We start from the raw sequence: 20,396 nt of genomic DNA, 5'->3' as shown, positions 1-20,396 counted from the left end.
CCATCCTGGCGGCGCTGACGGCGCTGGTGATCTCGCTCGCCGCCGGCGGGCCGGTGATCCGTTACCTCACCGCGCTGCGCCTGGGCCAGCAGGTGCGCACGGACGGCCCCAAGACGCACCTTGGCAAGGCCGGCACGCCGACCATGGGCGGCGCGCTCATCCTGCTGGCGATCGCCGTCACCACGCTGCTGTGGGCGGACCTGCGCTCGGCCAAGGTGTGGATCGTGTTCGCGGTGACGCTCGCCACCGGCCTCATCGGCTGGCTGGACGACTACCTCAAGATCACGCGCCGCAACCCCAAGGGCCTCAAATCCCGTTACAAGTTTTTGGGCCAGCTGATCGTCGCCCTGGCGGCGGCGCTGGCCATTCATCAGCTCGCGCGGGTGCCGGCCGAAACCGTCTACATCGTGCCCTTCCTCAAGGACGTCACCTTTCATCTGGGCTGGCTGTTCGTGCCGGCCAGCCTGCTGGTGATCGTCGGCTCCAGCAACGCGGTCAACCTCACCGACGGCCTGGACGGGCTCGCCATCCTGCCGACGGTGATGGTGGCGGGCGCGCTCGGCATCTTCGCCTACGTGGCCGGGCACCAGGTGTTCGCGCACTACCTCGGCCTGCCGCACGTGCCGGGCGCCGGCGAGCTCGCCATCGTCTGCGGCGCCATGGTGGGCGCCGGGCTCGGGTTTTTGTGGTTCAACGCCTACCCGGCGCAGGTGTTCATGGGCGACGTCGGCGCGCTCGCGCTCGGCGCGGCGCTGGGCACCATCGCGGTGCTGATCCGCCAGGAGCTGGTGCTGTTCATCATGGGCGGCGTGTTCGTGATGGAGACCGTGTCGGTGATGCTGCAGGTGGCCTCCTACAAGCTCACCGGCAAGCGCATCTTCGCCATGGCGCCGCTGCATCACCACTTCGAGCTCAAAGGTTGGCCGGAACCGCGGGTGATCGTGCGCTTTTGGATCATCACCTTCATTTTGGTGTTGATCGGTCTTGCCAGCCTCAAGATCCGCTGACGCCATGCACGCCGTGACGCAAATACGAAAAAACGTGCTGGTGGTGGGAGCCGGCGTAAGCGGGCTGTCCTGCGTGCGCCACCTGCTGGCGCAAGGCGTCGCGGTGCGCGTGCTCGACACGCGCCAGAACCCGCCGGGACTCGCCGAGCTGCGCAAGCTGTTGCCGCAGGCGGCGATTCATCTCGGCGACTGGCCGGCGGCGGCGTTCGCCGGCGTGGATGAAATCGTCGTCAGCCCGGGCATCGGCCTCGACCAGCCGCAGCTCGCCGCGGCCGCCGCACGCGGCCTGCCGCTGCTCGGCGACATCGAGCTGTTCGCACGCGCGGCGACGCGCCCCGTTGTGGCCATCACCGGCTCGAACGGCAAATCCACGGTCACCACCCTGGTCGGCGAGCTGCTGGCGGCTGCCGGTGTCAAGGCCGCCGTCGGCGGCAATCTCGGCACCCCGGCGCTGGATTTGCTCACCGGCCCGCAAGCGGACGCCTACGTGCTGGAACTGTCGTCGTTTCAGCTCGAACGCACGGCGGGCCTGCGGCCGGCCGCCGCCTGTGTGCTGAACCTGTCGCCCGATCACATCGACCGCCACGGCAGCTTCGCCGCCTACGCCGCCGCCAAGGCACGCGTGCTGCACGGCGCGGCGGTGGCGGTGCTGAACCGCGACGATGCCGCCGTGGCGGCGCTGGCGGACGGTCTTGCCGCCGGCCAGCGCATCATCTGGTTCGGGCTGGGCGCGCCTGGTCCGGGCGATTTCGGGCTCGTCGAGCGCGACGGCGCGCCGTGGCTCGCCCGCGGCGATCGGGCGCTGCTGCCGGCCGCGGCGCTGCGCCTGCCGGGCCGGCACAACCTCGCCAATGCGCTGGCCGCGCTAGCGCTGGTGGATGCGCTCGGCGTGGCGCCCGAAACGACGCTGCCGGCGCTGGCCGCCTTCACGGGCCTGCCCCACCGTACGCAGTTCGTGGCCGAGCACGCCGGCGTCGCCTGGTACGACGACTCCAAGGGCACCAACGTCGGCGCCACGCTGGCGGCCATCGAGGGTCTCGCGCCGACCCGCCCGAGCGGCCGGCTGGTGCTGATCCTGGGCGGCCAGGGCAAGGGGCAGGATTTTTCCGCGCTGCGTGCGGCGCTCGCCGCCCACGGCCGCGGCGCGGTGCTGATCGGCGAGGCGGCGCCGGCCATCCGGGCCGCCATCGGCGCGGCCGTGCCCTGCCTGCTCGCGCCGGACATGCCGGGCGCGGTGGCGGCGGCGGCGGCGCTGGCGCGGCCGGGCGACGGCGTGCTGCTGTCGCCGGCCTGCGCCAGCTTCGACATGTTCAGCGGCTATGCGGCGCGCGGCGAGGCGTTCGCGCGTGCCGTGCGCGCGCTCAGCGGAGCGGGCCATGACTAGCCCCGGCGTGCGCGCCCCGGCGGCGGCCGGCCTGCGCGGCCCGGCCGAGTGGGATTACGCCCTGCTCGGCGTGGCGGCATTGCTGGCGGCGATCGGCCTGATCGGCGTGTACTCGGCCTCGATCACGGTGGCCGCGCGCACGCTCGGCAACGGCGAGTACTACCTGCAGCGGCAGGCCATGTACCTGGCGCTCGGCGTGGCGGGCGGCTATTTCGTGCTGCACACCCGCCTCGAGCTTTGGCACCGCATCGCCGGCTTTGCAGTGCTCGGCGCCACGGCGCTGCTGGCGCTGGTGCTGCTGCCGGGGATCGGCATCGAGGTCAACGGCGCGTCGCGCTGGCTGGGCGCCGGCGGACTGCGCGTGCAGCCGTCGGAACTGGCCAAGCTGGCGTTTTTGATGTTCGCCGCCGCGCGGCTGTCCGAAGCCGACTCACCGGAGCTGCTGCGCGAGCGCATGCTGGTGATTCTGGTGAGTCTCGGCATCACCGGCGCGTTGCTGCTGGCCGAGCCCGACTTCGGCAGCTTCGTGGTGCTGGCGGCGGCCACCGCCGGGCTGTTGTTCCTGTACGGCGTGCGCTGGCTGTACTTCATCGCCCTCGGCGGCACCGGTCTGGCGGCGCTGGCGGCGCTGGCGGTGGCCTCGCCGTACCGCATGGCGCGCCTGACCAGCTTTCTGCGCCCGTTCGACGACCCGTTCGGCGCCGGCTTTCAGCTCAGCCAGTCGCTGATCGCGTTCGGTCGCGGCAGCTGGTTCGGCGTCGGCCTTGGCAACAGCGTGCAGAAGCTGTTCTACCTGCCGGAGGCACACACCGACTTCCTGCTCGCCGTACTGGCCGAGGAACTCGGCCTGTTCGCGGTGCTGGCGGTGATCGGCCTGTTCGGCTTCGTGGTGGTGCGCGCGTTCGCCATCGCCCGGCGGGCGGCGCTGAACGGCGACGGCTTCGCCGCGCTGCTCGCCTACGGGCTTGGGCTCACCATCGGCTTTCAGGCGTTCGTGAACCTTGGCGTGAACATGGGCGTGCTGCCGACCAAGGGCCTGACGCTGCCGCTGATGAGCTACGGCGGCACCAGTCTGATCGTCAGCTGCCTGCAGATCGCGCTGCTGGCGCGCGTGGATCACGAGCAGCGCATGCGCCGCGGCGCGGCGCCGCTGGGCGCGCCGGCCATGACCGCAGCCATGCGGGGACGGGCATGAACGTGCTGATCATGGCCGGCGGTACCGGCGGGCACGTGATGCCGGCGCTGGCGGTCGCCCACGAGCTGCGCGCCAAGGGCCACGGCGTGTACTGGCTCGGCACCGACAAGGGGCTCGAGGCGCGTGTCGTGCCGGCGGCCGGTATCGAGCTGTTCACGCTGCCGGTGGCCGGCCTGCGCGGGCGCGGCGTGATGCGCTACCTGTCGGCACCGCTCGGCCTGCTTGGCGCGCTGCGGCAGGCAATCGGTCTGCTGCGCCGGCTGCGCCCGGACGTGGTGCTGGGTCTTGGCGGCTATGCGGCCGGTCCCGGCGGGCTGGCTGCCGTGTTGCTGCGCCGACCGCTGGTGATCCACGAGCAAAATGCTCGCCCCGGCCTCACCAACCGTCTGCTGGCGCGCCTGGCCCGGCGCGTGCTGTGCGGCTTTCCGGGCACGCGCCTGGCCGGGCGCCCGGCCGAGTTCACCGGCAATCCGGTGCGCGCCGAGCTGCTGAATCTGCCCTCCCCGCGCGAACGGCTCGCCGTCACGCCGCGCCTTTTGGTGCTGGGCGGCAGTCAGGGCGCGCAGGCCATCAACAGCGCCGTGCCGGCTGCCCTCGAGCTGCTGCGCCAAACCGGCGCCGCCTTGCCGCAGGTGCGCCACCAGGCCGGCCGCGCGCATGTGGATGCGGTGGCCGCCGACTACCGCGCGCGCGGCATCGAGGCTGCCGTGGACGGCTTCATCGACGACATGGCGGCGGCCTATCGGGACGCGGATCTCGCCATCTGCCGCGCGGGCGCGCTCACCGTGGCCGAGCTGTGCGCGGTGGGCTTGGGCGCCGTCCTGGTGCCCTACCCGCACGCCGCGGACGATCACCAGACCGCCAACGCGCAGCAAATGGCCAGCGCCGGCGCCGCCATCGTGCTGGCGCAGGCGCAGCTCACGCCGCAGCGCCTCGCCGACGCGCTGCGCCCGCTGCTGGCCGATGCCGCCCGGCGACTTGCCATGGCCGAGGCGGCGCGCGCGCTCGCCCGCCCCGACGCCGCCGCCCGCGTGGCCGCCGCGTGCCTGGAGGCCGCCCATGCGTGACCGGGTGCGCCATATCCACCTGGTCGGCATCGGCGGCGCCGGCATGAGCGGCATCGCCGAGGTGCTGCTGAACCAGGGCTACCGCGTGTCGGGCTCGGATCTGGGCATGGGCGCCGCGGCGCTGCGCCTGAAATCGCTCGGCGCGCAGGTGCACCATGGCCACGCCGCCGCCCACATCGACGGCGCCGACGTGGTGGTGGTGTCGACCGCCGTGCCGCCGGACAACGTCGAGGTCACCGCCGCCCGCGCCCGCGGCGTGCCGGTGGTGCCGCGCGCGGCCATGCTGGCCGAGCTGATGCGCCTGAAGGACGGCATTGCGATCGCCGGCACGCACGGCAAGACCACCACCACCAGCCTGGTGGCGCACGTGCTGGCGCAGGGCGGGCTCGATCCCACCTTCATCATCGGCGGGCGGGTCAACGCGCTCGGCTCGGGCGCGCGCCTGGGCGCCGGGCGCTATCTGGTGGTGGAAGCCGACGAGTCGGACGCGTCGTTTCTGCACCTCAATCCGATCCTGGCGGTGGTCACCAACGTCGACCTCGACCACATGGACACCTACGGCGGCGATCCGCAGCGCCTGTACGGCGCCTTCGTCGAGTTCCTGCAGCGCCTGCCGTTTTATGGCCTGGCCGTGCTGTGCCACGACGACGCGGCGCTGATGGCGCTGCGCGAGCGCATCGGCCGGCCGGTGCTGACGTATGGCCTGACGCCGGCCGCGGACCTGCACGCCACCGACCTGCGCCAGGACGGCCTTCGCATGCACTTCACCGCCTGCGCGACGGGCTGCGCGGGTGGCCGCGCGCCGCTGCCGGTGACGCTGAACCTGCCCGGCCGGCACAACGTGCAAAACGCGCTGGCGGCGATCGCCATCGCCCGCGAGGTGGGCGTGGACGATGCCGCCATCGCCGCGGCGCTCAAGAGTTTCGATGGCATCGGCCGGCGCCAGCAGCTGCTCGCCGACGGTCGCCTCGCCGGCCACGCGGTGACGCTGATCGACGACTACGGCCACCACCCGCAGGAACTCAAGGTCACGCTGGAGGCGGTGCGCGGCGCATTTCCCGGCCGGCGTCTGCTGACCGTGTTCCAGCCGCACCGCTACACGCGCACGCGCGACCTGCTGGACGACTTCGCGGCGGTGCTGTCGGCCGGCACCGATGCGCTGCTGCTGTGCGAGGTGTACGCCGCCGGCGAGGCGCCGATCGCCGGTGCCGACGGCCGCGCACTCGCCCGCGCCATCCGCAGCCGCGGGCGCGTCGAGCCGGTGTTCGTGGAGCATCTGGCCGAGCTGCCGGCGAGTCTGGCCGCGCTGGTGCAGGACGGCGACGTCATCGTCACGCTCGGCGCCGGCAGCATCGGTCAGGCGGCGACGCAGCTTGCCGCGCAGATCCGGGAGGCGGCATGAACGCCGCGGCGGCAATCACGCGCCCGCGCCTGCGCCACCACGAACCGATGGCGCGCCACACCAGCTGGCGCGTCGGTGGTCCGGCGGATGTCTACGTCGAGCCGCAGGACCTGCCGGAACTGCAGGCGTTTCTGGCCGACCTGCCGGCCGCCACGCCGCTGCTGTGGGTGGGTCTCGGCAGCAATCTGCTGGTGCGCGACGGCGGCTTTCGCGGCGCCGTGGTGTGTCTAGGCAAAGGTTTTGCCGGCATCGAGCCGATCGACGAGCGCACGCTTCGCGCCGGCGCCGCCGTGCCCTGCGCCAAGCTCGCGCAGCATCTCGGGCGCACGGGCCTTGCCGGCGGCGAGTTCCTGGCCGGCATTCCCGGCACCGTCGGCGGGGCGCTGGCCATGAACGCGGGCGCCCACGGCGGCGAGACCTGGCAGCGCGTGCGGGCCGTCGACACCATCGACCGCGCCGGGCGCGTGCACCGCCGCTCGCCCGCCGACTACCGCATCGCCTACCGCAGCGTCGAAGGCCCACCGGACGAGTGGTTCATCGGCGCCGAGTTCGCCTTCGAACCGGCCGATGCCGAGACAGTGCAGGCCGCCATCCACGCGCTGCTGCGCCGGCGTGCGGCCACGCAACCGCTGCGGCAGGCGAATGCAGGTTCCGTGTTCCGCAATCCGCCCGGCGATCACGCGGCGCGCCTGATCGAGGCGGCGGGTCTGAAGGGCCTCACCGTCGGCCGGGCGCAGGTATCAACCGTGCACGCCAATTTCATCGTCAACCTCGGCGGTGCGCGCGCCGCCGACATCGAGGCGCTGATCGACACCGTGCAGCGGCGCGTCGAGGCGGCATTCGGCGTGCGGCTCGAACCCGAAGTGCGCCGCGTCGGGGAGGCCGCCTGATGCGCCGCGCCCAGGACTACGGACGCGTGGCGGTGCTGTACGGCGGCCGCTCGGCCGAGCGCGCGGTGTCGCTCAACAGCGGCGCGGCGGCGCTCAAGGCGCTCACGGCCAGCGGCGTCGATGCAGTCGGTATCGACGCGGCAGCCCCGGACCTGCTGGCGCAGCTGACGGCCGGCGGCTTCGACCGCGCCTTCATTGCGCTGCACGGCCGCGGCGGCGAGGACGGCACCCTGCAGGGTGCGCTCGACTGGCTCGGCCTGCCGTACACCGGCAGCGGCGTGCTCGGCTCGGCGCTGGCCATGGACAAGCTGCGCGCCAAGCAAATCTGGCAGGCACGCGGCCTGCCGACCGCGCCCTATGTGCTGGCGGCGCCCGACAGCGACTGGAATGCAATCGTCGCTGAGCTCGGCCTGCCGGTGATGGTGAAGCCGGCGCGCGAGGGCTCCAGCATCGGCATGAGCAAGGTGGAGCGCGCCGCCGACCTGCCGGCCGCGGTGGCGACCGCCGCCGCCCACGACCCGCAGGTGCTGATCGAGCGCTTCATCGGCGGCGGCGAGTACACCGTCGGCATCGTCGGCGCGCGCGTGCTGCCGGCCATCAAGCTCGAAACGCCGCGCGCCTTTTACGACTACGAGGCGAAATACCTGCGCGACGACACGCGCTACCTGTGCCCGTGCGGCCTGCCGGCGGCGGCCGAGCGCGCCCTGCAGCAGCTGGCGCTCGCCGCGTTTCAGGCGCTCGACTGCGCCGGCTGGGGACGCATCGACCTGCTGCTGGACGCAAACGGCCAGCCGTATCTGATGGAAGCCAACACCGTGCCCGGCCTCACCGACCACTCGCTGGTGCCGATGGCGGCGCGCGCGGTGGGCCTGTCCTTCGAGCAGCTGATGCTGGCCATTCTCGACACCAGCCTGCACCGCCCGCAGGGCGCCGCGCGCCTGCTGGCGGCCGGGGAGCGCGCCGATGTTTAGGTCCAGGCCCACACCGCGGCCGGTCTACCACGCCATCGGCGCGGCCTCGCTGCCGGGCTACGGCGCGCGGCCGCAACGGCGTGGCGCGCGACCCCGCCGGCCGACGCTGCGCGAGCAGGCGGCGCGCTGGGCGCGCAGCGTCCGGCGGCTCGGTTTGGCGTTGCTGTGGGCCGCCCTGGGGGCGCTGGCGATCGCCGCCGCGCTGGGCGCCGCCCGTGGTATCGCCTGGCTGACCGACCCAGCGCGCTTCCCGCTGACCACGGTCGAGATCACCGGCGATCTGGACCACATCGACCGCCAGGCGCTGGAACAACGCCTGTTGCCGGCGGCCGCGGGCGGCTTCTTCAGCGTGGACGTGGCGGCGGTGGCCCAGGCCGCGCGCGGCGAGCCGTGGGTGAAACGCGCGCTGGTGCGCCGCGTGTGGCCGGACAAGCTGGTGGTGCAGATCGTCGGCCACCGCGCCATCGCCCGCTGGGGTGATGGCGGCCTGCTCAGCGACAGCGGCGAGGTATTTCAGGCCGCCGGCGCAGCCGGCGACGCGCTGCCGCTGCTCAGCGGGCCGCCCGGGGTCGCGCCGCGGCGGCTGTTCGACGATTACCAGCATTTCTGCCGCCTGCTCGAAGGCCTGCCACCGGTGCGCGAGGTGCGCCAGGAAGCGCGCGGCGCCTGGCAGATCGGCCTTGCCGACGGCCTCACCATCATCGCCGGCCGCAAGGACGTCGCCGCGCGCCTGAAACGTTTCGCGGCCGTCTACAAGAGCCGTCTGGCCGGCGTGGCACCGCCCATCGAAAGCGTCGACCTGCGCTACAGCGACGGCTTTGCGGTGCGCTTTCGGCCGGCCTCCGAACCCGACCGCAAGGTCATGGACCTATGAGCAAGAAACAGGACAAGCGGCTGATCGCCGGCATGGACATCGGCACCTCGAAGATCGTCACCCTGGTCGGCGAGGTGACGCCGGAGGGCGAGCTCGACATCATCGGCCTCGGCAGCCACCCCTCGCGCGGCCTCAAAAAAGGCGTAGTGGTCAACATCGAGTCCACCGTCGCCTCCATGCAGCGCGCGGTCGAGGAAGCCGAGCTGATGGCCGGCTGCCAAATTCACTCCGTGTATGCCGGCATCGCCGGCGCCCACGTCCGCAGCATCAACTCGAACGGCATCGTCGCCATCCGCGACCGCGAGGTGACGCAGGCCGACGTCGAGCGCGTGCTGGACGCCGCCAAGGCGGTGGCCATCCCGATGGACCAGCGCATCGTGCACGTGCTGCCGCAGGAGTACGTCATCGACGATCAGGAAGGCATCCGCCAGCCGGTCGGCATGTCCGGCGTGCGCCTGGAAGCGCGCGTGCACATCGTCACCGCCGCCGTCAGCGCCATGCAGAACATCGTCAAATGCGTGCGCCGCTGCGGCCTCGAGGTGGACGAGCTGGTGCTCGAGCAGGTGGCCTCCAGCCATTCGGTGCTCACCGACGACGAAATGGAACTCGGCGTGTGCCTGGTCGACATCGGTGGCGGCACCACCGACATCGCGGTATTCCACGGCGGCTCGATCGCCCACACGGCGGTGATCCCGATCGCCGGCGATCAGGTCACCAACGACATCGCCGTCGCGCTGCGCACGCCGACGCAGTTCGCCGAAGAGATCAAGATCAAGTACGCCTGCGCGCTGCGCCAGCTGGTGGGGCCCGACGACAGCATCGAGGTGCCGAGCGTCGGCGAGCGTGCGCCGCGGCGCCTGTCGCGCCAGACGCTGGCCGAAGTGGTCGAGCCGCGCTACGAGGAGCTGCTGCGCCTGGTGCAGGCCGAGCTGCGGCGCAGCGGCTTTCAGGACCTGATCGCCGCCGGCGTGGTGCTCACGGGCGGCAGCTCGAAGATGGAAGGCGTGGTCGAGCTGGCCGAGGAAATCTTCCACACGCCGGTGCGCCTGGGCCTGCCGCACCGCGTCAACGGACTGGTGGATGTGGTGCGCAATCCCATCCACGCCACCGGCGTCGGTCTGCTGCTGTACGCGCTCGACCAGCGGGCCGCGCAGGAGCCGGCGCGACGGGAATGGGGCAGTTTCAACGGCATTTGGGCGAAGGTCAAAACCTGGTTTCAGGGGGGCGTATGACGATTCTGGGCAACAGGGGCACCGGCCGCGACCGGGGCGAGGCACGAAACACGATTCTGAACCGGGGAGCCGGCGGTTCCCGCGGTAAGCTAGTCAACAGCGGGGGTAACACGGGCATGTTTGAACTCATGGAACCAAGCGAACAGAACGCCGTCATCAAGGTCATCGGCGTCGGCGGCGGCGGCGGCAATGCCATCGAGCACATGCTCACGCAACAGATCGACGGCGTGGACTTCATCATCGCCAACACCGACGCCCAGGTCCTGGCACGCACGTCCGCCAAGACCGTGCTGCAACTGGGCACCGGTCTGACCAAGGGCCTGGGTGCCGGCGCCAACCCGGCCATCGGCGCGCAGGCGGCCATGGAGGACAAAGACCGCATCGCCGATGCGCTGGAAGGCGCAGACATGGTGTTCATCACCGCCGGCATGGGCGGCGGCACCGGCACCGGCGCGGCGCCGATCATCGCGCAGATCGCGCGCGAGCTCGGCATCCTGACGGTGGCCGTGGTCACCAAGCCGTTCGGCTTCGAGGGCCGCAAGCGGCTCGACATCGCCAACGAGGGCATCGCCGCGCTCGGCAAGCACGTCGACTCGCTGATCATCATCCCGAACGACAAGCTGATCACGGAACTGGACCGCAACTTCCGCCTGACCGAGGCCTTCAAGGCCGCCAACCAGGTGCTGCAGGGCGCCGTGCAGGGCATCGCCGAGCTCATCACGCGCCCGGGCCTGATCAACGTCGACTTCGCCGACGTGCGCACCGTGATGTCCGAAATGGGCATGGCCATGATGGGCTCGTCCGCCGCCAGCGGCGACGGCCGGGCGCGCCTGGCCGCCGAAGGCGCCATCAGCAGCCCGCTGCTGGAAGACATCAACCTGTCCGGCGCGCGCGGCATCCTGGTCAACATCACCGCGGGCCTGGACATGTCGATCGGCGAGTTCGAGGAAGTGGGCAACGTGGTCCGGGAACTCGCATCGGCGGACGCCTGCGTGGTGATCGGCACCGTGATCGACCCCGACCTGAACGACGAGATGCGCGTGACGGTGGTCGCCACCGGCCTGGACCGCAAACCGGCTCGCACCACCCAGGAGCGCCCGGCCGAGCGCGCGGCGGAACGCCCAATGGAAGTGGTGCGCGCCGCCACCGGCACCGATCCGTACAAGCGCTACGAACAGCCCACCGTGATCCGACAGGAGCGCCGGCGCGATCCGCTGCAACCCTACCGTGACGGTGACATGGAATACCTGGAAATTCCGGCTTTCCTGCGCCGCCAGGCCGACTGAGCATTCGCCAGCGCGCCCGCTGGCGGGTGCTAGACTGTGTTACCGAAGTGTGACGACCCTGCCGTCGCACTTCGGGAAATGCCGAAAACCCCCTCGCCGGAGCTCTTCGGCTCGCTGCAGCACGGCAATGGCCGTGCTGCGCTCCATGAATCAATCGGTTAGCCATTGATTCATCCCCGGGCATCCCGCCCCGGACGGCAGCACCGAACGACTCGGCGCTTCCCTTACCGTCGGAACGCACCCGAAACGTGATCAGGCAACGCACCCTAAAAAACACCATCCGCGCCACCGGTGTCGGCCTGCACACCGGCGCCCGAGTGCAGCTGGCGCTGCATCCGGCGCCGGTCGACAGCGGCATCCGCTTTCGCCGCGTCGATCTGTCGCCGGCGGTGGTGATTCCCGCGCGGGCGGAACGGGTGGGCGACACGCGCCTGTCGACCACGCTCGAGTCCGATGGCGCCCGCATCGGTACGGTGGAGCATCTGCTGTCGGCGCTGGCGGGCCTGGGCATCGACAACGCCCTGATCGATGTCGACGCTCCGGAAGTGCCGATCATGGACGGCTCGGCCGGACCGTTCGTGTTCCTGATCCAATCGGCCGGCATCTGCGAGCAGGATGCCCCCAAGCCCTTCCTGCGCGTGCTGCGCTCGGTGGAGATTCGCGACGCCGACCGCTGGGTGCGCCTCGATCCTTTCGAAGGCTTTCGGGTGAGCTTCGAGATCGAGTTCAGTCATCCGGCCTTCAGCGGCAAGCCGGCGCAAGCCGTGGTGGACTTCTCATCGACGGCGTTTTTGCGCGAAATCAGCCGCGCCCGCACCTTCGGCTTCATGCACGAAATCGAGGCCCTGCGGGCACAGGGCCTGGTACTGGGCGGCAGCGTCAAAAACGCCGTGGTGGTCGACGATGCCCGTATCCTGAACGAGGACGGCCTGCGCTACCGTGACGAGTTCGTCAAACACAAGGTGTTGGACGCCATCGGCGACCTGTACCTGCTCGGCTGCAGCCTGATCGGCTCGTTTTCCGGCTTCAAGTCGGGGCACGCCCTGAACAACCGGCTGCTGCGGGCGCTGCTGGCCGATTCGGCCAACTACGAAATCGTCACCTTCGAGTCGGCGCAGGACCTGCCCATTTCCTACATCGAAGCCGCCGTGGCGGCTTGAGTGGGCCGGCAAGCCCGGCCGCGGCCATGCCACCTGGCCGGGCTCGGCGCAGCCCGGCGTCAAGCGCCGGTTGAGTCAGCGGGCTTTTGACGCATACAATCGGGCGTTTCCCCGACCGGCTGCCCGAGAACTGAATGGCAAAGGAAGAAGGTATCGAAATGCAGGGTACGGTGATCGAAACCCTGCCGAACACGACGTTTCGTGTGCGCCTGGAAAACGGTCACGTCGTCACCGCGCACATCTCCGGAAAAATGCGCAAACACTACATCCGCATTCTGACCGGTGACCAGGTGACCGTATCCTTGACGCCCTATGACCTGACCAAGGGTCGCATCACCTACCGCGCCCGCTGACAAAAGACGCTGACGATTTCCTATTGAAGTTCGTCGTTGCCGGGTCCGCGGGTCGCATACCTGGCAACTACCTCATTGAATCAAGGGGTTATTCCCCTGATCAAAGGCGGGACGCCTTGCCCCGCACGGCGCGCGTCAAGTAAGCTGGCGCCTCCTTGACGAGGAGCCGGGCGCGTCATCGTCCCTCACCTACCCAGGGAAATGCTGAAAAATTCCCTCCCTGGAATTTTTCAGCTCGCCACCGCGCGGTGCACGCCCGCGCGGCGCTCCCTGAATCAAGGGCTTACGCCCTCGATTCAGGCCGGAGCTTCCTGCCCCGAGCGGGATGCACTGAATAAATCAGCGCATCCCTAGCCAGCGCAACGGGCGCCCCGCCCGTTTTTCGACTCGGCGCGTCGCCGCACCTGTCCGGCGGACGGCCGGCCAAACGCCGGGCCCGCCCTGTATGCCCCCGCCGCGGCCACACGGCGGGGGCCAGCGCCGTCAGGCTTCCTCTTCGGTCACCCGTGCCGATCGTGCCGCCGGCTCGCAGTCGATCTTCAGCTCGCCATCCACGCAACTGACACTGACCGCGCCGCCATGGACCAGCTTGCCGAACAGCAGCTCGTCGGCCAGCGCCCGGCGAATCTTGTCCTGAATCAGACGTGCCATCGGCCGCGCCCCCATGCGGGCATCGTAACCGTACTCGGCCAACCAAGCGCGCGCGTCTTCGTCCACCTCGAGGGTGACCCGGCGCGGTTCGAGCTGCGTCTCGAGCTCGACGATGAACTTGTCGACCACGCTCGCAATGATCTGCGGCGTGAGGCCGTGGAAACGCACGATGCCGTCGAGACGGTTGCGGAACTCCGGCGCGAACAGGCGGTTGATGGCCTCCATGTCGTCGCTGCTGTGGTCCTGCTTGGTGAAGCCGACCGAGGCCCGCGCCGTCATTTCGGCACCCGCATTGGTGGTCATGATGATGATCACGTTGCGGAAATCCGCCTTGCGGCCGTTGTTGTCGGTGAGCGCACCATGGTCCATCACCTGCAGCAGCAGGTTGAAGACGTCCGGGTGCGCCTTTTCGATCTCGTCCAGCAGCAGCACCGCGTGCGGGTGCTTGTTGATGGCCTCGGTGAGCAGGCCGCCCTGGTCGAAGCCGACGTAGCCCGGCGGCGCGCCGATCAGACGCGACACGGTGTGCCGCTCCATGTACTCGGACATGTCGAAGCGGATCAACTCGATGCCGAGCGCCAGCGCCAGCTGGCGGCTGAGCTCGGTCTTGCCGACGCCGGTCGGACCGGCGAACAGGAACGAGCCGATCGGCCGCGTCTGCGGACCGAGGCCCGAGCGCGACATCTTGATGGCGGCGGTCAGCGTGTCGATGGCCTCGTCCTGCCCGAACACCGTCATCTTGAGGTTGCGATCCAGCGTGCGCAGCTTCTCCATGTCGGTGCTGGACACCTGCTTGGGCGGAATGCGCGCGATGCGCGCCACCACCTGCTCGACGTCGCCGACGCCGATCACCTTCTTGCGCTTGCTGGGCGGCAGCACACGCTGCGCGGCGCCGGCCTCGTCGATGACGTCGATGGCTTTGTCGGGCAGGAAGCGCTCATTGATGTAGCGCGCCGACAGCTCGGCCGCGGCGGTCAGTGCCGCGTTGGTGTAGCGCACGTTGTGGTGCTGCTCGTACTGGCCGCGCAGGCCGCGCAGGATCTGCACCGTCTCGGGCACGCTCGGCTCGCCGACGTCGATCTTCTGAAAACGCCGCGACAGCGCGCGGTCCTTCTCGAAGATGCCGCGGTACTCCTGGTACGTGGTGGAGCCGATGCACTTGAGTTCGCCCGACGCCAGCACCGGCTTGATGAGGTTCGAGGCGTCCATCACGCCACCCGAAGCCGCACCGGCACCGATGATGGTGTGAATCTCGTCGATGAACAGGATCGAGCCCGGGTCCTTTGAAAGGTCCTTGAGCACGGTTTTGAGGCGTTTCTCGAAATCGCCGCGGTACTTGGTACCGGCCAGCAGCGCGCCCATGTCGAGCGAGTACACCGTGCAGTTGGCGAGTGCGTCCGGCACCTCGCCGTCCACGATGCGCTTGGCCAAGCCCTCGGCCAGCGCCGTCTTGCCGACGCCCGCCTCGCCCACGAACAGCGGATTGTTCTTACGCCGCCGGCACAGGATCTTCATGGTGCGCTCGAGCTCCTCGGCGCGGCCGATGAGCGGATCGATGCGACCCTGGCGGGCCTGTTCGTTCAGGTTGACCGCAAATTTGTCCAGCGCCGACTTGGCGCCTGCTTCGCCCTGGGCGTCGTCTTCAGGGGCGGCCTGGGATTCGTTTTCGTCGCCTTCGTTCACTTTGGAGATGCCGTGTGCGATGTAGTTGACCACGTCCAACCGGCTGATGCCTTGTTTGCCGAGCAGGTAGACGGCGTGGGATTCCTTTTCGCTGAAGATGGCCACCAGCACGTTGGCGCCGGTGACCTCGCGCTTGCCGGACGCCTGCACGTGGAACATGGAACGCTGCAGCACGCGCTGAAAACCAATGGTCGGCTGCACGTCGCGTTCGTCGCCCTCGGGCAACAGCGGCGTGTTCTTGTCGATGAAGGCGGCAAGTTCCCGCCGCAGACGGTCGATGTCGGCGCCGCAGGCACGCAGCACCGAAGCCGCCGAGGGGCTGTCCAGCAGCATCAGCAGCAGGTGCTCGACGGTCATGAATTCATGCCGCTTCTCGCGCGCCTGCCGAAACGCCTGGTTCAGGGTGAATTCGAGTTCGTGACTGAGCATGTCAGGCTACTTCCATATCGCATTGCAGGGGATGCTCGTTCTCGCGGGAATACTGCACGACTTGTGCCACCTTGGTTTCCGCGATTTCGCGCGTGTACACGCCGCACACGCCCTTGCCGCGCGTGTGCACGTGCAGCATCACCTGCGTGGCGCGTTCGCGATCGAGCCCGAAAAAGCGCTCCAGCACGTGCACCACGAATTCCATCGGCGTGTAGTCGTCGTTCAGTAAGACCACTTTGTATAGCGGCGGTTCGACCACCTTGGGCCGTGCTTCGCTGACGTCGAGCGCGCCACCGTTACCGTGTCGTTCCCCATTACCCATAAGTATCGATGCCAGTTCTTGCCGCGGCCGTCACAGTACCCCGGCCGTGCCTTTGGCCCTGTCGAGGGGTTGCGCTTCAATGCTGCGGTCGCGCCCCCGCCTTGTCAACACAGCGTTTGACCCGATTTGTCAAGGGAAATTTGATGCTAGACTTTCGGCTTTCAAGCAGCCGCCCGTCGGCTGTTTTTGCTTTCTGGGGTAGTGAAATGCCTGGCCTGCACGCGGCCCTGATGGCCACATACGCCCGCCAGCCGGTGGCCTTCGAACGCGGCGCCGGCGTCTGGCTGTGGGATACACGCGGCGAGCGATACCTGGATGCGCTGTCCGGTATCGCGGTGTGTGGTCTCGGCCACGCCCACCCGGAAGTGGCCCACGCCATCGCCGAGCAGGCGGCCACCCTGGTACACACCTCTAACCTCTACCAGGTGCCGCTGCAGGCGCAACTGGCCGAGCGCCTGGTGGCGCTGTCGGGCCTCGAGGAAGCATTTTTCTGCAACTCCGGCGCCGAGGCCAACGAGGCGGCGATCAAGATCGCCCGCAAGTACGGCCACGGGCGCGGCATCGGCGTACCGACGGTGGTGGTGGCCGACGGCAGTTTTCACGGCCGCACCCTGGCCACCCTGAGCGCCACCGGCAACCGCAAGGTGCAAGCCGGCTTCGAGCCGCTGGTGCAAGGCTTCACGCGCGTGCCTTACGACGACCTCGAGGCCCTGCAGCGGGTTGCCGAGCACCAGCGCGACGTGGTGGCGGTGTTGCTGGAGCCGGTGCAGGGCGAGGGCGGCATCCGCGTGCCGTCGGCGCAGTACTTGGCCGGTGTGCGGGCGCTGTGCGACCAGCACGGCTGGCTGCTGATGCTGGACGAGATCCAGACCGGCATGGGGCGCAGCGGACGGTGGTTCGCCTACCAGCACGCCGGCATCAAGCCGGATGTGATGACGCTGGCCAAGGGTCTGGCCAACGGCGTGCCGATCGGCGCCTGTCTCGCCGGCGGCCGTGCTGCAGGCGTGCTGCAGCCCGGCAACCATGGCAGCACCTTTGGCGGCAATCCGCTCGCCTGTCGGGCGGCGCTGACCACGCTGGACATCATCGGGCGTGATGCCTTGCCACAACGGGCGGGCGAGCTGGGCGCCTGGCTGCTCGGCGCCTTGCGCGAGCGCCTGAGCGGCTGCGCCGGCGTGGTGGACGTGCGCGGACTCGGGCTGTTGATCGGCATCGAGCTGGACCGGCCGTGCGGCAAGTTGGTGCAGATGGCGCTCGACAAGCACCTGCTGATCAATGTGACGGCCGAGCGCGTGGTGCGTCTTTTGCCGCCGCTGGTGATGAGCGACCAGGAGGCCACCCTGTTGGTGGACACGCTGTGCCCGCTGATCGTCGATTTCTGCGCGGGAACCTGAGACCCACCATGGCCGCAAGACACTTCCTGACCCTGACCGACCTGTCGGCCGGCGAGCTGGCGACGCTGATCGCGCGCGCCGCAGAACTCAAGGCCGCCCACAAGCGCGGCGAGCGGCAGGTACGCTATCCCGGCCGGGTGATGGCGATGCTGTTCGAGAAATCATCCACCCGCACGCGGGCCTCCTTCGAGGCCGCCTGGACCCACCTTGGCGGGCACAGCATGTTCCTGTCGCCGCGCGACATCCAGCTCGGCCGCGGCGAGACGGTGGAAGACTCGGCCCGCGTGCTGTCGCGCATGGTCGACGCGCTGGTGGTGCGCACCTTCAGCCATGAGCGCCTGGAGCTGTTCGCGGCGCACTCGACGGTGCCGGTGATCAACGCGCTGACCGACCGCTTCCACCCCTGCCAGTTGCTGGCCGACATCCTGACCTGGACCGAGTGTCACGGCGACGTACGCGGGCGCACGGCGGCCTTCGTGGGCGACGGCAACAACGTGTGCCATTCGTGGATGGAGGCGGCACGCTTGTTCGGCTTTCGCCTGCGCGTGGCCACACCGCAAAACTACCGGCCGGCCGCCGATCTGCAAACGGCCTACGCCGACTGCGTCGAGATCCTGGACGATCCCAAGGCCGCCGTGGCCGGCGCCGATGCCGTGATCACCGACGTGTGGGCCAGCATGGGCCAGGAAGACGAGACTGCGGCCCGGCAGGCCGCGTTCGCCGGCTATGAGGTGGATCAGGCGTTGATGGCGCGCGCGGCGCCCGGGGCGATCTTCATGCATTGCCTGCCGGCGCACCGCGGCGAGGAGGTCAGCGCCGAGGTCATCGACGGTCCGCAAAGCGTGGTCTGGGACGAGGCCGAAAACCGCCTGCACGCACAAAAGGCGCTGCTGGAATTGCTGCTGGGCTGAGAGCTTGTGAATTTTTCAAGCGCTCAGGCCGGCCAGGGATGGCCGGACGCGAATCGAGCCCGTAAGGGCTTGATTCGCGGGAGCCCGTCCGGGCGTGTACCGGACGGGCGACGCAAGAAATGCGCAGGACGCGCATTTCTTCACAAACCCTGAGGCCGGGGAGCTTGCGGGGCTGCTGAAGAATTCCGTTCCTGGCGTTTTTCGGCAGGCTGCGCCGCGCGGCGTGAATCGCGGACTCACGCGCTCGGTTCACGCCGGGGCGTCCTGCCGCCGCCACCCGCCAGACTTGCCGCCGCGTTTTTCGACCAGCCCGATGTCGGTCATGACCATGCCGCGGTCGACCGCCTTGCACATGTCGTAGATCGTCAGCAGCGCGATCTGCACCGCGGTCAGCGCCTCCATCTCCACACCGGTTTGGCCGGCGGTGCGCACGCGGGCGCGGCAACGCACCGCGGGCGGGGCGTCTTCGAGGGTGAAGTCGATGCTGACCGCGGTCAGCGGCAGCGGATGGCACAGCGGCACCAGCTCCGCCGTGCGCTTGGCGGCCATGATGCCGGCCACGCGCGCAATGCCGAGCACGTCGCCTTTTTTGTGATCGCCGGCGCGGATGCGCGCGAGGGTCTCGGCCTGCATGGTGATGCGACCCTCGGCGACCGCCTCACGCTGGCTGACCGGCTTGTCGCCGACGTCGACCATGTGCGCCTCGCCGCGCTGGTTGAAGTGCGTGAGATCACTCATCGGCAAGCAGGCCAGCCAAGCTGCACGGCCGGGTGGTGGTGTCGAGCTGCGGGATGACCAGCCGATCCATGGCGAGCCGACAGCCGTTTTCCGAGCCCGGCAGCAGGAACAGCAACTTGCCGTTCGCCAAGCCCGCCTGGGCGCGCGACAGCATGCCGGAGCTGCCGATGTCGTCCAGCGACAGTACCTGGAACAGCACGGCGAAGCCCGGGATGTCGTGCTCGATGAGCGGCGCCACGGCCTGCGGCATGCAGTCGGTGATGCCGGTGCCGCCGTTCGAGATCACCACGTCGATACCGGGATCGGCGAGCCAGGCGCGCAGGAATTCGCGCATCGTTTCGGCATCGCCATGGCGGATGGCCGAGGCGGCGATGCGATGCCCGGCGGCCACCAGGCGCGCGCGGATCAGGTCGCCGCTGCTGTCGTCGGCGGCGCTGCGGCGGTTGGAGTAGGTGAGAACCGCCACGCGCAGGTGGCGCGGCGTGTGGCTGGCTTTACTCATGGCTGATCCGGGCAAGGGCGCTGGCCGGTATTATGGCGAACCCACCTGCTGATCCTCGACCCATGCACGTGCACGTCCGTTTCTTTGCCAGTCTGCGTGAGTCGCTCGGTCGCGACGAACTGCGCCTCGAGCTGCCGGCGTCGGCCCGGGTGAGCGACGTCTGGGGCGCCGCCACCGGCCAGGCCACGCTGCCGGCCGGCGTGCTGTGCGCCATCAACCACGACTACGCCACGCCCGATGCCGTCGTGCAGCCTGGCGATGAGGTGGCGTTTTTCCCGCCGGTGACCGGAGGCTGAGGTGGCCATCGAGATCGTCACGGGCCCGTTCGACCCCTGGGGCCGTCTCGCCGCGGCGCAGGCCGCGCTCGCCGGGCGGGCCGACAGCGGCGCCTGCGCCGTGTTCGTCGGCACCATGCGCGATTTCAACGAAGGCGACAGCGTCGCCGGCATGACGCTCGAGCACTACCCCGGCATGACCGAACGCGCCCTGGCCGACATCGTCGCCGAGGCAACGCAGCGCTGGCCGGTGAATGAGCTGCTGATCGTGCACCGGGTGGGACCGATCGCACCCGGCGACGCCATCGTGCTGACCGCCGCCTGGTCGGCGCACCGCGAGGCGGCCTTCGCCGCCTGCCGGCACCTGATCGAAGCGCTCAAGCACCGCGCGCCGTTTTGGAAGAAAGAAACACTCGCCACCGGCGGTGCGCGCTGGGTGACGCGCAACACACCGGCGTCAGCCGAGTGACCGCGGCCTACCCCGCGTCGACCGCGTAGCGCGCCAGTGCCTCCTCGATGATGGCGCGGGCGGCAGCGGCATCACCCCAGCCGTCGATCTTGACCCACTTGCCGCGCTCGAGATCCTTGTAGTGCTCGAAGAAATGGCCGATGCGTTCCAGCCAGTGACTCGACACCTGGCCGATGTCCTGGATGTGCGAGTAGCCGGCGA

21 protein-coding genes are annotated in these 20,396 nt (G+C 69.6%); 16 read left to right on the top strand and 5 right to left on the bottom strand.

What is annotated here, in order from left to right:
• The 12 genes from mraY to infA form a co-directional block, all read left to right on the top strand.
• On the top strand, positions 1 to 1,007 hold a 1,007-nt coding region (mraY, locus tag PHC73_RS02750), incomplete at its 5' end, for a phospho-N-acetylmuramoyl-pentapeptide-transferase (protein ID WP_300124157.1).
• Positions 1,008 to 1,041: 34 nt separating this feature from the next.
• Complete coding sequence (murD, locus tag PHC73_RS02745; RefSeq protein WP_300124155.1) at positions 1,042 to 2,391, top strand: UDP-N-acetylmuramoyl-L-alanine--D-glutamate ligase; 1,350 nt, start codon at positions 1,042 to 1,044, stop codon at positions 2,389 to 2,391.
• On the top strand, positions 2,384 to 3,586 hold the full coding sequence (ftsW, locus tag PHC73_RS02740) for a putative lipid II flippase FtsW (protein WP_300124152.1): 1,203 nt from the start codon (positions 2,384 to 2,386) through the stop codon (positions 3,584 to 3,586). The genes murD and ftsW overlap by 8 nt, the downstream gene beginning before the upstream one ends.
• Positions 3,583 to 4,653, top strand: coding sequence for an undecaprenyldiphospho-muramoylpentapeptide beta-N-acetylglucosaminyltransferase (gene murG / locus PHC73_RS02735; protein WP_300124150.1), 1,071 nt, complete (start codon positions 3,583 to 3,585; stop codon positions 4,651 to 4,653). Before ftsW ends, murG begins: the two co-directional genes overlap by 4 nt.
• The gene (gene murC / locus PHC73_RS02730) at positions 4,646 to 6,055 is read left to right on the top strand and encodes a UDP-N-acetylmuramate--L-alanine ligase (protein WP_300124147.1); all 1,410 of its coding nucleotides are present in this window, start codon (positions 4,646 to 4,648) and stop codon (positions 6,053 to 6,055) included. Before murG ends, murC begins: the two co-directional genes overlap by 8 nt.
• Positions 6,052 to 6,945: a UDP-N-acetylmuramate dehydrogenase gene (gene murB / locus PHC73_RS02725; RefSeq protein ID WP_300124145.1), complete on the top strand. Its 894-nt coding sequence runs from the start codon at positions 6,052 to 6,054 to the stop codon at positions 6,943 to 6,945. The genes murC and murB overlap by 4 nt, the downstream gene beginning before the upstream one ends.
• Positions 6,945 to 7,916 (top strand): D-alanine--D-alanine ligase, encoded by a 972-nt coding sequence (locus PHC73_RS02720; RefSeq protein WP_300124143.1) that lies wholly within the window; start codon positions 6,945 to 6,947, stop codon positions 7,914 to 7,916. The genes murB and PHC73_RS02720 overlap by 1 nt, the downstream gene beginning before the upstream one ends.
• A complete protein-coding gene (locus PHC73_RS02715) occupies positions 7,909 to 8,790 on the top strand; it encodes a cell division protein FtsQ/DivIB (protein WP_300124140.1) in 882 nt (293 codons plus the stop codon). Before PHC73_RS02720 ends, PHC73_RS02715 begins: the two co-directional genes overlap by 8 nt.
• Entirely contained in the window at positions 8,787 to 10,022 is a 1,236-nt protein-coding gene (ftsA, locus tag PHC73_RS02710; RefSeq protein ID WP_366949786.1) for a cell division protein FtsA, read from the top strand. The genes PHC73_RS02715 and ftsA overlap by 4 nt, the downstream gene beginning before the upstream one ends.
• Before the next feature lie 116 nt (positions 10,023 to 10,138).
• On the top strand, positions 10,139 to 11,308 hold the full coding sequence (ftsZ, locus tag PHC73_RS02705; protein WP_300124138.1) for a cell division protein FtsZ: 1,170 nt from the start codon (positions 10,139 to 10,141) through the stop codon (positions 11,306 to 11,308).
• A gap of 248 nt (positions 11,309 to 11,556) precedes the next feature.
• Positions 11,557 to 12,468, top strand: a complete 912-nt coding sequence (lpxC, locus tag PHC73_RS02700; protein ID WP_300124135.1) for a UDP-3-O-acyl-N-acetylglucosamine deacetylase — start codon at positions 11,557 to 11,559, stop codon at positions 12,466 to 12,468.
• Between the two features lie 134 nt (positions 12,469 to 12,602).
• Positions 12,603 to 12,821 (top strand): translation initiation factor IF-1, encoded by a 219-nt coding sequence (gene infA, locus PHC73_RS02695; protein WP_300124133.1) that lies wholly within the window; start codon positions 12,603 to 12,605, stop codon positions 12,819 to 12,821.
• A gap of 483 nt (positions 12,822 to 13,304) precedes the next feature.
• Here infA and clpA read toward each other — a convergent pair whose 3' ends face one another.
• Positions 13,305 to 15,584 (bottom strand): ATP-dependent Clp protease ATP-binding subunit ClpA, encoded by a 2,280-nt coding sequence (clpA, locus tag PHC73_RS02690; protein ID WP_300124130.1) that lies wholly within the window; start codon positions 15,582 to 15,584, stop codon positions 13,305 to 13,307.
• Position 15,585: 1 nt separating this feature from the next.
• Entirely contained in the window at positions 15,586 to 15,906 is a 321-nt protein-coding gene (clpS, locus tag PHC73_RS02685) for an ATP-dependent Clp protease adapter ClpS (RefSeq protein WP_366949785.1), read from the bottom strand.
• 215 nt (positions 15,907 to 16,121) lie between these two features.
• Here clpS and PHC73_RS02680 point away from each other — a divergent pair, with 215 nt between their 5' ends.
• Together PHC73_RS02680 and argF are read left to right on the top strand one after the other, a co-directional pair.
• Positions 16,122 to 17,300: an aspartate aminotransferase family protein gene (locus PHC73_RS02680; protein WP_366949787.1), complete on the top strand. Its 1,179-nt coding sequence runs from the start codon at positions 16,122 to 16,124 to the stop codon at positions 17,298 to 17,300.
• Between the two features lie 8 nt (positions 17,301 to 17,308).
• Positions 17,309 to 18,211 carry an ornithine carbamoyltransferase gene (gene argF, locus PHC73_RS02675; protein ID WP_300124125.1) on the top strand — a complete coding sequence of 301 codons (903 nt, stop codon included), beginning with the start codon at positions 17,309 to 17,311 and terminating at the stop codon, positions 18,209 to 18,211.
• Between the two features lie 249 nt (positions 18,212 to 18,460).
• Here argF and moaC read toward each other — a convergent pair whose 3' ends face one another.
• Both moaC and PHC73_RS02665 read right to left on the bottom strand, forming a co-directional pair.
• Positions 18,461 to 18,949, bottom strand: a complete 489-nt coding sequence (gene moaC, locus PHC73_RS02670) for a cyclic pyranopterin monophosphate synthase MoaC (RefSeq protein WP_300124123.1) — start codon at positions 18,947 to 18,949, stop codon at positions 18,461 to 18,463.
• Complete coding sequence (locus tag PHC73_RS02665; RefSeq protein ID WP_300124121.1) at positions 18,942 to 19,451, bottom strand: molybdenum cofactor synthesis domain-containing protein; 510 nt, start codon at positions 19,449 to 19,451, stop codon at positions 18,942 to 18,944. Before PHC73_RS02665 ends, moaC begins: the two co-directional genes overlap by 8 nt.
• A 62-nt stretch (positions 19,452 to 19,513) precedes the next feature.
• Between PHC73_RS02665 and PHC73_RS02660 the strand changes: the two genes are divergently transcribed.
• Together PHC73_RS02660 and PHC73_RS02655 are read left to right on the top strand one after the other, a co-directional pair.
• Positions 19,514 to 19,747, top strand: coding sequence for a MoaD/ThiS family protein (locus PHC73_RS02660; protein WP_300124119.1), 234 nt, complete (start codon positions 19,514 to 19,516; stop codon positions 19,745 to 19,747).
• Between the two features lies 1 nt (position 19,748).
• Complete coding sequence (locus PHC73_RS02655) at positions 19,749 to 20,195, top strand: molybdenum cofactor biosynthesis protein MoaE (RefSeq protein ID WP_300124116.1); 447 nt, start codon at positions 19,749 to 19,751, stop codon at positions 20,193 to 20,195.
• 7 nt (positions 20,196 to 20,202) lie between these two features.
• Here the strand turns inward: PHC73_RS02655 and PHC73_RS02650 are convergent.
• Positions 20,203 to 20,396: inorganic diphosphatase (locus PHC73_RS02650; RefSeq protein WP_300124114.1), on the bottom strand; the 194-nt coding region annotated here is incomplete at its 5' end.

Origin of the sequence: Immundisolibacter sp., from assembly GCF_028696615.1 — a bacterium.
In the GTDB taxonomy this organism is placed as follows: domain Bacteria; phylum Pseudomonadota; class Gammaproteobacteria; order Immundisolibacterales; family Immundisolibacteraceae; genus Immundisolibacter.
Note: the sequence above shows the minus strand (reverse complement) of the source record. Positions and strands in the feature narration are given on the sequence as shown.

Coding starts and splice junctions, on each gene's coding strand:
- ftsW (WP_300124152.1), top strand. CDS start 2,384: ATGACTAGCCCCGGCGTGCGCGCCCCGGCGGCGGCCGGCCTGCGCGGC.
- murG (WP_300124150.1), top strand. CDS start 3,583: ATGAACGTGCTGATCATGGCCGGCGGTACCGGCGGGCACGTGATGCCG.
- murC (WP_300124147.1), top strand. CDS start 4,646: ATGCGTGACCGGGTGCGCCATATCCACCTGGTCGGCATCGGCGGCGCC.
- murB (WP_300124145.1), top strand. CDS start 6,052: ATGAACGCCGCGGCGGCAATCACGCGCCCGCGCCTGCGCCACCACGAA.
- PHC73_RS02720 (WP_300124143.1), top strand. CDS start 6,945: ATGCGCCGCGCCCAGGACTACGGACGCGTGGCGGTGCTGTACGGCGGC.
- PHC73_RS02715 (WP_300124140.1), top strand. CDS start 7,909: ATGTTTAGGTCCAGGCCCACACCGCGGCCGGTCTACCACGCCATCGGC.
- ftsA (WP_366949786.1), top strand. CDS start 8,787: ATGAGCAAGAAACAGGACAAGCGGCTGATCGCCGGCATGGACATCGGC.
- ftsZ (WP_300124138.1), top strand. CDS start 10,139: ATGTTTGAACTCATGGAACCAAGCGAACAGAACGCCGTCATCAAGGTC.
- infA (WP_300124133.1), top strand. CDS start 12,603: ATGGCAAAGGAAGAAGGTATCGAAATGCAGGGTACGGTGATCGAAACC.
- clpA (WP_300124130.1), bottom strand. CDS start 15,584: ATGCTCAGTCACGAACTCGAATTCACCCTGAACCAGGCGTTTCGGCAG.
- clpS (WP_366949785.1), bottom strand. CDS start 15,906: ATGGGTAATGGGGAACGACACGGTAACGGTGGCGCGCTCGACGTCAGC.
- argF (WP_300124125.1), top strand. CDS start 17,309: ATGGCCGCAAGACACTTCCTGACCCTGACCGACCTGTCGGCCGGCGAG.
- moaC (WP_300124123.1), bottom strand. CDS start 18,949: ATGAGTGATCTCACGCACTTCAACCAGCGCGGCGAGGCGCACATGGTC.
- PHC73_RS02665 (WP_300124121.1), bottom strand. CDS start 19,451: ATGAGTAAAGCCAGCCACACGCCGCGCCACCTGCGCGTGGCGGTTCTC.
- PHC73_RS02660 (WP_300124119.1), top strand. CDS start 19,514: ATGCACGTGCACGTCCGTTTCTTTGCCAGTCTGCGTGAGTCGCTCGGT.